Annotated in this window: 9 protein-coding genes; 4 read left to right on the forward strand and 5 right to left on the reverse strand. The window is 56.6% G+C overall.

Translation table 11 applies throughout. The annotated features are described in order from the left end of the window. Positions 1-68: 68 nt before the first annotated feature. On the forward strand, positions 69-833 hold the full coding sequence (locus tag ACAW74_RS03755) for a PI-PLC domain-containing protein (protein ID WP_370696850.1): 765 nt from the start codon (positions 69-71) through the stop codon (positions 831-833). A gap of 26 nt (positions 834-859) precedes the next feature. Next, positions 860-2,221 (forward strand): D-arabinono-1,4-lactone oxidase, encoded by a 1,362-nt coding sequence (locus tag ACAW74_RS03760; RefSeq protein WP_370696851.1) that lies wholly within the window; start codon positions 860-862, stop codon positions 2,219-2,221. 32 nt (positions 2,222-2,253) lie between these two features. Here the strand turns inward: ACAW74_RS03760 and ACAW74_RS03765 are convergent, their stop codons facing one another. The 4 genes from ACAW74_RS03765 to ACAW74_RS03780 all read right to left on the reverse strand — a co-directional run bounded on the left by ACAW74_RS03765 (position 2,254) and on the right by ACAW74_RS03780 (position 8,128). Beyond that, the gene (locus ACAW74_RS03765; RefSeq protein ID WP_370696852.1) at positions 2,254-3,444 is read right to left on the reverse strand and encodes a hypothetical protein; all 1,191 of its coding nucleotides are present in this window, start codon (positions 3,442-3,444) and stop codon (positions 2,254-2,256) included. A 92-nt stretch (positions 3,445-3,536) separates the two neighbouring features. Next, entirely contained in the window at positions 3,537-4,745 is a 1,209-nt protein-coding gene (locus ACAW74_RS03770; RefSeq protein WP_370696853.1) for a hypothetical protein, read from the reverse strand. Positions 4,746-4,831: 86 nt separating this feature from the next. Next, on the reverse strand, positions 4,832-7,360 hold the full coding sequence (locus ACAW74_RS03775) for an ATP-dependent Clp protease ATP-binding subunit (RefSeq protein WP_370696854.1): 2,529 nt from the start codon (positions 7,358-7,360) through the stop codon (positions 4,832-4,834). A 162-nt stretch (positions 7,361-7,522) separates the two neighbouring features. Then, the gene (locus tag ACAW74_RS03780; protein WP_370696855.1) at positions 7,523-8,128 is read right to left on the reverse strand and encodes a WbqC family protein; all 606 of its coding nucleotides are present in this window, start codon (positions 8,126-8,128) and stop codon (positions 7,523-7,525) included. A 183-nt stretch (positions 8,129-8,311) separates the two neighbouring features. On the opposite strand from ACAW74_RS03780, the gene ACAW74_RS03785 reads away from it, so the two are divergent. Continuing rightward, complete coding sequence (locus ACAW74_RS03785; RefSeq protein ID WP_370696856.1) at positions 8,312-10,696, forward strand: M20/M25/M40 family metallo-hydrolase; 2,385 nt, start codon at positions 8,312-8,314, stop codon at positions 10,694-10,696. A 29-nt stretch (positions 10,697-10,725) separates the two neighbouring features. Next, the gene (locus ACAW74_RS03790; protein ID WP_370696857.1) at positions 10,726-12,603 is read left to right on the forward strand and encodes a CocE/NonD family hydrolase; all 1,878 of its coding nucleotides are present in this window, start codon (positions 10,726-10,728) and stop codon (positions 12,601-12,603) included. 98 nt (positions 12,604-12,701) lie between these two features. Here the strand turns inward: ACAW74_RS03790 and ACAW74_RS03795 are convergent, their stop codons facing one another. Next, positions 12,702-13,559, reverse strand: coding sequence for a lipoprotein signal peptidase (locus ACAW74_RS03795; protein WP_370696858.1), 858 nt, complete (start codon positions 13,557-13,559; stop codon positions 12,702-12,704). Between the last annotated feature and the right edge of the window lie 82 nt (positions 13,560-13,641).

Here is a 13,641-nt window from a genome sequence, read left to right on the forward strand (position 1 = left end):
CTTCGTATACTGGCAGAAAAAAAGCAACGTTGGTTTTTGGACCTTGATTCGTAAAGCTCCCCTCCCCTATGCGCACCATCCTACTACTTATTTCGCTCACCTACGCCGTTGCTCAATCTGTTTTCGGGCAACCGCTGGTCTTTGCGCATAACGATTACGAAAAACCGCAGCCGCTCACCAACGCCCTCGCTGCCCGCGCCGACTTCATCGAAGCCGACGTGTTTTTGCGAAACGGGCAGTTGGTACTGGCGCATACCCCCGCCGAAGCCGATACCGCCAAACGTACCCTTGAGGCAACGTACCTGACGCCGCTGGGTACGTTGTTTACCCAATACAATGGGCGCGTGAGTCCTGACCGACGCTATGCTCCCACGCTTATGATCGACGTGAAAGACAAGGCCGAGGACGTGCTGCCCATTCTGCGGGCATTAATCGAAAAGCAGATTATCGTGTTCAGCCGCCACAGTTCGGCGCAGGCGATACGGGTGGTGGTGAGCGGTAATCGGCCCCGCGTCGAAAATTACCTCGACTTTCCGCTGTACCTGTTTTTCGACGGTCGACCGAGCGAGCTGTACGACGAAGAAACCGTCAAACGGGTTGCGCTGATTTCGGATAACTTCCGGTCATACGCCCGCTGGGACGGTAATGGCGAGATCAGCGACGACGATAAAGCCAAGCTCAAGCGGATCATCAAACGCGCCCACGAAGCGGGTTGCCCCATCCGGTTCTGGAATGCTCCCGACACCCCCAACGCCTGGAAGCAACTCCGCAAGCTGGGCGTCGACGTGATCAACACCGACCATGTGACTGAGTGCGTGGCAGCCGTGCGGTAGCGCCACCTTTCCTCCCCTCCCCCACCATGAAGAAGCGTACATTCCTCAAATTGTCATCGGCCTTGCTGGCCAGCCCTTTTGTGTCGCCATTGACTCGTTTAACTGCGCAATCGCTCCCCGGCGAAAAACTTCGTAACTGGGCCGGCAATTATCAATACAGTACCGACCGGCTCCACGCGGCCAAGTCGATGGAACAGGTGCCTAAACTGGTGCAGCAGTTCAGCCGCGTGAAGGTGCTGGGAACGCGCCATTGCTTCAACAGCATTGCCGACAGCGCCCACAACCTGCTATCGCTGCTGCCGCTCGACACGGTCATCGACCTTAACCCGTCGGCCCGCACCGTTACCGTTGGCGCGGGTATGAAATATGGGCAGTTGGCTCCGCTGCTGCACGAAAAAGGATTTGCGCTGCACAACCTGGCATCGTTGCCTCACATTTCGGTAGCGGGTGCCTGCGCGACGGCTACGCATGGGTCGGGCGTGGGAAACGGCAATCTGGCCACGGCAGTCTCGGGTTTCGAGCTGGTTACGGCAGCGGGTGAAGTGAAAACGATGAGCCGGGTAGCCGATGGCGATGCCTTCAAAGGGGCCGTTGTGCATCTGGGCGCGCTGGGCGTAGTCACGAAAGTGACCCTCGACGTTCAGCCGACATTCGAGGCTACACAACACGTGTACGAAAACCTGCCACTGGCCCAACTCAAAACCAGTTTCGATCAGATCATGTCGGGCGGTTACAGCGTTAGCCTCTTTACCGACTGGCAGAAACAAACCATCAGCGAAGTGTGGGTAAAGCGCCGCGTGGAACCGGGCAAGCCAACCGAAGCACCGGCGGATTATTTCGGAGCCAAAGCTGCAACCAAAAACCTCCACCCCATCGCCGCGCTGTCGGCCGAAAACTGCACGGCTCAGTTAGGCGTACCCGGCCCCTGGTATGAACGCTTGCCGCACTTCCGGATGGGCTTTACGCCGAGCAGTGGCAAAGAGCTTCAGTCAGAATATTTTGTGGGGCAGGAAAACGCCGTCGACGCTATTCTGGCCATTGAAAAGCTGAAAGACCGCATTACACCGCACCTTTTTATTTCGGAGATCAGAACCATTGCCGCCGATGATCTCTGGATGAGTACCGCTTATAAACGTCCGAGCGTGGCCATCCACTTCACCTGGAAACCCGAGTGGGCCGCCGTGCGGCAACTGCTGCCCGTAATCGAGCGCGAACTGGCCCCGTTTGGCGCGCGGCCTCACTGGGGCAAGCTGTTCACGATGGCACCGGTGCAGTTTACCAAACTCTACGACCGCCTGCCCGACTTCCAAAAGCTCGCGGCCCAGTATGACCCCAAGGGCAAATTCCGCAATGATTTTCTGAGCAAAACGGTGTTGCCCCTGGCCTGACGATCGGCCGGGGCAACGTAACTGAACCGGGTTCAGAGGGCGTAGTAAATCGCAAAATTGGAGAGTGTGGTCGCCGTAGCGCCTACGCTAACCGACGAATTAGACTGCAAACTGGCCGTATTCGGAAACCACGTATAGCGACCATTCAGCGTACCCAGCGTTGTCTGGATGATGAACCGCTCGCCCAGCATGTACGCAAGCCCGCCCTGTAGTGTCAGCGCGGCGTAGCGTTGAGAGACATCACTGCCCGGGTTTTTGGTGAACCCGTAGCCAACACCTCCTTCAACAAAAGGCCGTAGCCGATTCAAACCGATATACGACCGGACGAAACCATTAAGTCCCGCCGAATAGGTGACCGCACCGGGGGTATCGCCACTCCCCGACCGCGAAGCTGAGTAGTCGATACTAGCCCCAACCAGGACGTTGTTGGCAACAAACTGCCCAGCCTGCACCGAAGCGGTGGCCGACGAATTTTTGTTGTTCACCCCGTTTTCCGTAGTCTCGTTACCCGACACCTTAGCCGAAGCCCCTAAAAGCCAGCGCCCGCGTTTGGTCTGACTGGCCTCGAAGGGATCATTTGTGATGGTTGAGTTGGCGTCACCCGTCAAAATAGCCAGGCCCAGTCCGGCACTACCCGCACTGATCGGGAATCCCTCGCTCCGCACAGTGGCTTCCAGCGCTACCCGATTGGTCAGCCGATAGAGCAGCCCGGCCTCACCAACTGGTGAAAATGCCCAACCCCGCACAGGTATCTGCGTTTCCGGCTCAGTGGGAGGCGACAGGCGTTCAACGGTAATTCTACCCTGTTGCCCGCCAGCCGACAGGCCACCCCCTGCATAGACTAGAAGCAGGTTGGTAGGTGCCCAGTAACGACGTACTCCAAGCGCTGCGCCGAAGGAGTATACATTCCCTTTAATAGTAGCCAAGGGCGGTAACGTACCTCCTTCGCCATCGAATGTGGTTCGGGTATAGTCCGCGTTGATTCTGTAAGCGAGTGCCCAGCCATCTTTTACAAACACCGCCCGGTTAAGCGCCGTACTAACCCCGAACGACTGCAGCCGATTGCCGTACGTATTAGTTCCAATTCCCGATGGAACAACGCTCTTCTGCTTGCTGTAACTGAGCCCGGCTGTTCCTGAGGTGATCGATTGTCCTTTCTGGATTTGCGCTGCGAGTGGTGAGATAACGGCCACAGTGAGGCCAAGGGCGAAAACGTATTTCATAACGGTTGCGTTTAATGACGACCAAAGCTACTAAACGCAACGATTATTCGATATATGTTACATCTGTTAATCTATGTTAACAGTCCGATCGTTTACAGAAAGACGTAGCTCATGGTAAAGGCCGGGCGCAAGGTCACGCTCACGTCGACCTGACGGTTCGCCTCTCCACCGGATTGGCCATTGGTCCATTGGCTACCAACGCCAGCGAGTTCACCCTCAACGATAAATCGCTTGCCCAGCAGGTACGCCAACCCGCCCCCAACTCGCCACGAATAGGTTGTGCTTCGTACGTCGGCCGTAGCACTCAGCCCGTAGGTACGTTCGCGTTGCCAACCGACTCGTGCGGCCACAAAAGGGCCAAAGTTGCCTTTCAGGAGGTATTTCTTGGCAAAAGGAGCAACGCCGATTCCATCGGTAGTGATGTCGGACGTGATGCCGCTGACGGTCTGCGTGGCCGACCGCACAAACTCGTTGCGTTGCACCTGATGGCTGATGGGCACACTTACGCCCACCAGCCAGCGACGGCCGGCGAAAAAGCCCAGACTTGGGCTAATGGTAAATCGCTCCGCCTGCCGCGTTTCAACGTTGGTAGCCAGTTCGCCCGCTGCCGAGGTTAACTGTTGCCGGTCGTTACCCACGTCGAACGTACCGCTCACGATCCAGTTACCAGCTAGCAACTGAGTTGGGATTTTCTTCGACTCTCCGCCTACCGGCCCAGCCTTCACGCCAGTCAGCAGCACCAAACTCAGATTCAGATCGGTAAAGGCGATGGGGGCAACACTCGAACGAGCCTGCAAATCGACGCCCCACCGGGGAGTAATGGCATAGAACAAACCCGCCTGTAATTCAGGCCTGATGCGCCAGCTAGTGGTCATATCTTCGGCGTCGCGCGTTTTGGTGTTGGCCGTCAGCAACCGGTTGCGGCTTAGCTCGACCAGTGCCCCACCACCAACGTACCCACGGAGTGCATTTTTACCCCAGAACCGACGAATAAACGGAGCCGCAGCCACGGCTGTCTGGCGATCATCGGTGACAGCATCCAGATTGGACCCTTCCCGTTTCAAATTTTTTGATCGTGACAAACGCAGGTCGGCACCAAGCAGCAAATCCGTCTGAATGAACGTACCCTGCGTAAAGCGAAGCTCCAGTGCCGAGGCCTCGTTGAGTTGCTGAAACTGGGTCGCGTGGCTGCTTGCGGCATTCAATCCCCCCGACCACCAGCTTACGCCGCGCTCGGTTTGGGCCCAGGCCAGCTGGCTAACTGCCAGCATTGGGGCAATCAGTAGTACTAGTTTTTTCATAACGGTGGTAGTTGGTATACCTATAAACGAAAAACCCCGGACAGCGGTGGGCTGTCCGGGGTTTGTTTTAGCCAACGGAACGCTGGTTACTCAGTAACGGCTTCCGGCTTTTTGACGGTGATCGTCAGCGACTCGCCCTCACCGCTGTAATCAGCCTGGATCACGTCGCCTTCTTTCAGTTCGCCTTTCAGGATTTCCTCCGCAACGGGGTCTTCGAGGTAGCGTTGGATGGCACGAGCCAACGGGCGGGCACCATACTGCTGATCGTAGCCTTTCTCGGCCAGGAAATCTTTTGCTTTCTCCGTCAACTCCACGTTGTAGCCCAGGTTGAGCACACGGCCGAGGAGCTTGTTCAGCATCAGATCGATGATCTTGTGGATGTCTTCGCGTTGCAGCGAGTTAAACACGATCACATCGTCGAGACGGTTCAAGAATTCCGGTGAGAAGGCCTTCCGCAGCGCGCTTTGGATGGTGCTCTTCATCAGTTCGTCCTGGTTTTCCGTCTTGCTCTTCGAGGCGAAACCGATACCCGCCCCAAAATCTTTCAGGTCACGTACCCCAATGTTTGAGGTCATGATGATGATGGTGTTGCGGAAATCGACCCGGCGACCCAGACCGTCGGTCAGGATACCATCGTCGAGCACCTGCAACAGGATGTTGAACACATCCGGGTGCGCTTTTTCGATCTCATCCAGCAGCACAACCGAGTAGGGCTTGCGGCGAATCTTCTCGGTCAACTGACCGCCTTCTTCGTAACCGACGTAGCCCGGAGGGGCACCAACCAGCCGCGATACGCTGAATTTCTCCATGTACTCCGACATATCGATCCGCACCAGGGCGTCGTCTTTGTCGAACAGGTACGTGGCCAGCACTTTCGCCAGCTCTGTCTTACCAACCCCGGTTGGGCCGAGGAAGATAAACGAACCGATTGGTTTCTTCGGATCTTTCAGACCCACGCGGGTACGTTGGATGGCTTTCACCAGCTTCTCGATGGCGGCGTCCTGCCCGATTACCTTGCCTTTCAACTCGGTACCCATCGATACGAGTTTCTTGCCTTCGTCGTTCGACACGCTCGTTACGGGGATACCCGTCATCATCGCTACGACTTCGGCCACGTTTTCTTCGTTGACCGTGTAGCGGCGTTTTTTGGTATCTTCCTCCCACGCCTGCTTGGCGCGCTCGAGCTGATCGATCAGGCGCTTCTCCTTGTCGCGGAGTTGAGCAGCCTCTTCGTATTTCTGGCTCTTCACCACCTGATTTTTCTCCTTCTTGATATTCTCGATCGACTCTTCGAGCTTCAGGATATCCTCGGGAACGGTGATGTTGCTGATGTGTACGCGAGCGCCCACTTCATCCAGCACGTCGATGGCCTTATCGGGCAGGAAGCGGTCAGAGATGTACCGCTCCGACAGTTTCACGGCGGCCTCAACGGCTTCCGGCGTGTAGTTTACGTGGTGGTGATCTTCGTACTTATCCTTGATGTTGTTCAGGATTTCGATGGTTTCGTCGATCGACGTGGCGTCCACCATCACCATCTGGAAACGACGGGCCAGCGCGCCATCTTTCTCGATGTACTGACGGTATTCATCCAGCGTAGTGGCCCCGATGCATTGAATGTCGCCGCGAGCCAGTGCCGGTTTGAACATGTTCGAGGCATCGAGCGAGCCAGAGGCACCACCCGCACCCACGATTGTGTGCAACTCATCGATGAACAGAATCACTTCGGGCGATTTTTCCAGCTCGTTCATCACGGCCTTCATACGCTCCTCAAACTGACCCCGGTATTTGGTACCGGCCACCAGCGAGGCGAGATCCAGCGTAACGACGCGCTTGCCAAACAGCACGCGTGATACTTTCTTCTGAACGATGCGCAACGCGAGGCCTTCGGCGATTGCCGTTTTACCTACGCCCGGCTCACCAATCAGAATCGGGTTGTTTTTCTTGCGGCGGCTCAAAATCTGGGCCACGCGCTCGATTTCTTTTTCACGGCCCACAATGGGGTCGAGTTTGCCCAGCTCGGCCAGCTTGGTCAGGTCACGGCCAAAATTATCCAGTACGGGTGTACGCGATTTTTCTGAGCCTTTCTCTTTACCCTGGCTGGTTCCGCCGCTGCCACCAAACATGCCGCGATCATTGTCGTCGTCGTCGGTGTCGTGGGCCATCGTGGGTTTACTTCCAGTCGATTGGTATTCCAGCATCTCCTTAATGACTTCGTAATTGACATTGAATTTGTGCAGAATCTGCGTCGCAACGTTGTCTTCGTCGCGCAGAATCGACAGCAACAGATGTTCTGTGCCGATCAGAGGGCTCTTGAAAATCTTCGCTTCTAAATACGTAATCTTCAGGGTCTTTTCCGACTGACGGGTCAGGGGGATATTGGCCAGATTCTTAACGTTGTTGGTTGCGGTTCCTTTCGTGGCTTGTTCGATAGTGATCCGAAGCTCATCGAGTGAGATCTGTAGCTTCTTCAGCAGCCCTACCGCCACGCCTTCGCCCTCGCGAATCATGCCCAGTAGCAAGTGTTCGGTGCCGATGTAATCGTGCCCGAGCCGCAGAGCCTCTTCCCGGCTGAGGGAGATGACTTCTTTAACGCGGTTTGAAAATTTTGCTTCCATTCGCTTAGGGTCCAATCGTATTAGCGTCCTTGTTGAAATAACGTAATTTAATTTGGGAATGTTCAGGGGCAATGAGTGAAAGCGATAAAGAGCGAAAGAGCGGTACACGCTGCTCCAGAACGCACCTGAGCGCGGGCTTCACGCTGTCGCTCCTTATTTCGTTTACTCATTGTCTGCACCCATAAACAAGGCATCCAAGATGCTCAGGTTAGGCTCAAATACAGTTCCAAAGTTTTGCAGGTAGGGGCGTTGTGGGCCAAATAACCCGGTTTCGCACCGTTTTGCCGGTACTACCCTCGAACGGGCGTCAAAAACGCCGACGGGGGCTTCTCGTTCGTACCATTCTGTCAGGTTCACGGGTGTGGTGATTCGCGCCCATTTACGACAGAATGTCAGCAGTGACCAGTTCAGGTCAAACAACAGCGGAGGGCGTTGGGCCAACATAGCCTCTACCTCCGGCATTACATACTCAAAATACGGCGCTTTGGCATACGCAGATTGCAGACAGCGCAGGTGCCGGTCGATCCACTTCTGACTGTAATCGATCCGGACGTCACGGGTACGTTGCCGGTGCGTACCATTCAGCACCGGAACGGTGAGGCACTCAACGCCATTGGCGGTCAGCACGTAGCAGCGGTTACGATAGCTTTGTTTGTGGTAGTTTTCGTGGGCTTCGATCCGTACCTCTTTTGCCTGGGCCATTCCCCGCATTACGTCGAGGCATGGGAGGTAGTGAAGGTCGATCAGCAGTAGGTCATCAGGTGTCAAACGTGAACAGGTTGATTCGATTCTCCAACTAACGAAAAAATTGGATTCACCCAAGATAAACGGCCCGTTTTTTAATCAAAATCGCGAAAGGAATAGTATAGCCCGCCTCGTTGCCGCTAATAAACACTACATTCGGAAGGCTGTCGTCACCCGCCCGACGGCCCCTCCTACCCCTGCCTTTCTATGCGTCGTCCTGCGTTTGCCGCCATCTGTTCACTCGTTCTGCTCATTGGTCTGTCGGTCTGGTTTATCCGCGCCATGCAGCCCCCGGCACCGCTGCCCGCCACAGCCCCGTCGGGCGATTTTTCGGCGCAGCGGGCTTTTAGCCACGTCCGGGCCATTGGGCACGAACCGCACGCGATGGGCACCCCGGCGCATATACAGGTACGTAGTTACCTGCTTGAACAGTTGCGTCGGCTCAACCTGAATCCTCAGATGCAGGAAACAACCGTGGCGCACCGCAGCGGCAACAAGGTTGGGTACGTCTTTAACGTGATGGCCCGGCTGAAGGGTCAGCAAGCGACTGGCAAGGCCGTGCTGATGCTGGCTCATTACGATTCACAGCCCAACGCCCGCGGCGCTGCCGACGACGCTTCCAGTGTGGCGGCCATTCTGGAGACGGCCCGCGCCCTTCAAGCCGGGCCGCCCCCCCTGCACGATGTGATTTTTCTGCTAACCGATGGCGAAGAATATGGGCTGTTTGGTGCGCAGGCGTTTGTGCGACATCCGTGGGCCAAAGACGTGGGCTTTGTCATGAACCTGGAAGCGAGGGGCGTGCGCGGTCCCAGCCTGACGTTCGAGATCAGCCCGCAAAATGGCTGGGCGGTCGAGGCGTTTGGCAAGGCAGCGCCCTACCCGCTCGCCTCGTCGCTCATGTATGAAGTGTACAGCAGTCTGCCCAATAACACCGATTTCACGGTCTTCCGGCTGGCGGGTTACACCGGCCTCAACTCGGCCTACATTGATGGGTTTGTGCATTACCACAAGCTCACCGATTCGCCCGAAAACCTCGATCTGGGTACGTTGCAGCACCACGGCAGCAACCTTCTCGCCCTAACGCGCTACCTGGCGGGCCAGTCGCTGGAACAGACGAAAGCACCTGACAAGGTGTTTTTCAATACCATTGGCTTCCACTTTGTGCAGTACCCCATGGCCCTGAACGGCTGGTTGGTGGCGCTGCTGACGCTGGTGTTGCTGGGTACGTTGGTGGTGGGGCTACAGAAGCGCGTGCTGACAATTGGGCAAAGTCTGGCCGGAGCGCTGTCAATGCTGCTGATCATCCTGCTGATTACAGCGTTGTTCTGGCCGATTACGGTAGGCATTCGGCAGTTGCTGCCCCCGGCCTATTATTTCCGAAACGGGCTGGATGGCCGGCCGTTGCTGTTTTCGTATTACATCAACGGCATCTACGGATCCGACCGATTTCTGATTGCCTACGCGCTGCTGGCTACGGGTTTGTTTGGCCTGCTCACCCGGCTCGTGCTCCGCTGGCTCAAGCCGTTTTCGCTCGTGATGGGGGCTTACTGGCTGGTGTATGGGCTGGTGCTGTTCACCTTCTTTCGCGTGCCGTCGGCCACGTTTCAGTTACTCTTTCCACTGCTGTTCAGCGCGGCCGGTATGGGGGTCGTTCTTCGCTGGGGCCTTCACCAACGTACCCAACGGCAGTTGGTTGTTGGGCTGGTAACGGCCATCCCTACGTTGCTGCTGATTCCGTTGGTGCGGCTACTGTTCGTCACCTTCGATCTGCAAATGCCCATCATTGTGGCAATGGTGCTCTTCCTGCTCACATTGACTTTATTACTTCCGATTATGTTGCCCATTGATGGGCCCCTGCGCTGGCGTAACGGCCCATCAATCGCGCTGGGTACGTTAGGCCTGGGCCTGCTGCTGACGGGCTGGTCCATCTACGCCGAGAAACCCAGCGCCGAACAGCCGTTGCACAGCATGGTGAGCTATTACCTGGATGCCGACTCGGGTCGGGCCTACTGGTCGTCGCAGTCGCCCGCGATGGATCACTGGAAACAGCAGTTTTTTCCGACTAGCACACAGGGTTTGTTTACCGAATTCTACCCCGCCTCGCCCCGACAACGCTTAAAAAGCACCGCCCAGACCCTGCCGCTGCCCGCCCCTACCGCCACAGTCCTGAGCGACAGCAGCACAGCCACCGAACGACAGGTACGTCTGCGAATCAAGTCGGTACGGGGCGCAGCCGGATTCGAGATTGGTGTGATTAGTGCCGACTCGGGGGCTGTGCAGACGATGGCGATCAACGGGGAACCCGCCCGGTTTTCGCGGTCGCCGCTGCTGAATGCGCCCTCGCCTACCTACCAGTTTTTTACCGGTTGTAACGGGCTGCCCCTGACCCGTGAACTGACGATTACGATCACGGCCAAACCGGGTGTGCCGCTGCAACTCCTGCTCTACGACGAAACCATGACGTTGCCCGCCTCGCTCGTTCGGGTGCCGCTACCGCCCGACGTCGTTTATGAGCAGGGTCAGGGTAGCAATCAGACCGTTGTCCGAAAATCGTTTGCGCTGGGCGGTGGCGGCTTCGCTGCTCGTCAATAGCTTTACCCCGAATTTATCTGTTTTCATCCATGCGGCTTTTCATCACCCTCATTAGCTTACTGATGGCCCTGCCCGGTCTGGCCCAAACGCCCACCGACTCGGCCTTCGTGCGCGACAACTACACCAAGCTCGACCGGCAGATTGCCATGCGCGACGGCAAGAAACTCTACACGGTCATCTACGTACCCAAAGATGCGTCGGGCAGCACCAAATACCCGTTTTTGATGGAGCGGACGCCCTATTCGGCGGGGCCTTACGGCGAAACGAATTACCCCAAAAGTGGCCCCGGCCCGTCGGCAGAGTTGTCGCGAGAGAAGTTTATTTTCGTGTATCAGGATGTGCGCGGTCGCTACATGAGCGAGGGCGATTTTGAGGAGATGACCCCTGCTGGCGGTACCATCAACGAAAGCACTGACACCTACGACACGGTGGATTGGCTACTTAAGAACATTCCGAACAACAATGGCCGCGTGGGTATCACGGGTATCTCTTACCCCGGTTTTTACGCCACGGCGGCGCTGCCCAACGCCCACCCGGCCATCCGGGCCGTATCGCCGCAGGCACCCGTCACCGACGAGTTTATAGGCGACGATGCCCGCCATAACGGGGCGTTTTTCCTGCTCGACAATTTCTCGTTCATGAATTATTTCGACGCGCCCCGTTCCGGTCCGGTTGCCAACTACGACGTCCTGTTTTCAAACCGTGCGCCCGACGCCTACCAGTTTTTCCTGAATCTCGGGCCCGTTAAGAATGCCAACGAAGCGGCCTATTTCAACAATAAAGGCAAAATCTGGAACGAGTACGTGCAGCACGACACTTATGATGCCTACTGGCAGAGCCGCGACATTCGCCGGGCGCTGGGCCGGGTACCGACGGGCGTGGCCACGCTGGTAGTGGGAGGCTGGTACGACGCCGAAGATTTATTTGGGGCGCTGAAAACCTATGAAGCCCTCGAAAAACGCCCGCAGAACAAAAACCAACTGGTAATGGGGCCGTGGACGCACGGGGCCTGGGCGCGCCGCGAATGGCTGGGTCTGGGCGATTTTCAGTTTGGCAGCAACACCGCCCAAACCTACCGCGATGAGTTGGAAACGCCTTTTTTCAACTATTACCTGAAAGACAAAGGCACGTTTGGGAAAGACGAGGCGCGGCTGTTTAATACAGGCACCAACCAGTGGCAAAGCTTTGATAAATGGCCGACGACCAACAGTCAGCGGATTGTGTTTTCGCTCAACCAGAACGGGAAACTCACCTCGACAAGCTTTAAGTCGACCTCGTCGGGGACGGCGTCTAACTCGGTGGAATACATCAGCGATCCGGCCAAGCCCGTACCCTACACGGATGGTACCTGGTCGCGGCGCAACAACGCCTATATGATCGAGGATCAGCGGTTTGCAGCCCGCCGCCCCGACGTGCTGGTGTTTCAGACAGAGCCCCTCACGGAAGATCTTACGCTGGCCGGGCCTATCGGTGTGAACCTGCGCATTGCCACCACCGGCACCGATGCCGATTTCATTGTGAAAGTCATCGACGTATTACCCGACACCGCCCAAAGCCCACGCCCGACGACGGCCGGGGCCAAAAGCGTAACGCTGGGCGGTTATCAACGCCTCATCCGCGCCGATGTGATGCGGGGGAAATTCCGGCAGTCGATGGAGCGGCCAACCGCGTTCACGCCCAACCTGAACGTACCCACGACCGTAGCCTTCACGCTCAACGACGCCCTGCATACAATTAAGAAAGGGCACCGGCTGATGGTGCAGGTGCAAAGCTCATGGTTCCCGCTTGTCGACCGCAATCCGCAGACGTTCAAGGCCGCTAAAGACGTGACTGAAGCCGATTACCAGAAAGCAACCATCCGCCTCTTCACCGACGCCTCGGGCATCACGGTGACAGTGCTCAAATAAGTTCAAGGTCCAAAGTCCCAGGTTCAACGTCGGCCGACGCAATCGTAAGATGCATCAATTGACGTTGAACCTGGGACTTTGGACCTTGAACTTATCTCTTATTTCTTCTGCTCGTCGGATTCGTCAAGAACCGGGGCCGTTGCGTCGGGCATGTCCGTACGGTTTTCGGGCGCATCGAACCGGCTGGGCGTGTGGGCAGGTACGTTGTCGACGGCCGTATCGCGCGGGTCGATTTCCGGCTGCTCAGGTACGTTGGTTACGGCATCGACCGGGGTACGTTCTGTGCGTTCTTCCTCGTCGAAGGCTTCCGTCGTCGGGAGCACGGCGGCATTGGTGGCATCCGGTGCATCAGGCAGCAAGTCGTCATGTTGCGCTTGTTCCTGATAGAAGCGGCGCTGGAAGAACAGAATCAGACAGACGCCGACAAAGATGCACGAATCAGCAAAGTTGAAAATGGGCATCGAGAAGTACTGCCCGCCCCAGATCGGAACCCAGCGGGGCAGAATACCTTCCCAGGCATCCACGAAAATAAAGTCGATTACCTGTCCGTGAAACCAGGGCGTCGGGGCGCCGTAGGGCGCGTTGTTGAGGTAAACGCCGTAAAACGTACTGTCGATGACGTTGCCGATGGCCCCGGCCAGAATGAGCGCCATGGCGTAAAGCAGACCGTTTGGAGCACCCCGTTTGGCCAGATACACCAAATACCAGCCGATGCCCGCCATCGCAAACAGCCGGAATACGCTCAAAAACAGCTTTCCATATTGGTGATTCAGCTCCATTCCGAAGGCCATGCCGGGGTTCAGCACATACTGAAACTTCAGCCAGTCGCCGATAACGTGGATAGGCATATACAGGTGTTCCTGCATGTAGTGCAGAATCCAGAGCTTGGATGCCTGATCAATGCCAATCAGCAACAGGGCCAGCAGGAAAAAACGAATGGGGTTTTTCTGAATCATGGAAATGGCGTTCAATGTTCAAAGTCCAATGCTCAACGTTGCTCCGCGAATGTATGCTGTGCGAAGCAACGTTGAGCATTGG

The organism is Fibrella musci (assembly GCF_041321105.1).
In the GTDB taxonomy this organism is placed as follows: Bacteria; Bacteroidota; Bacteroidia; order Cytophagales; family Spirosomataceae; genus Fibrella; species Fibrella musci.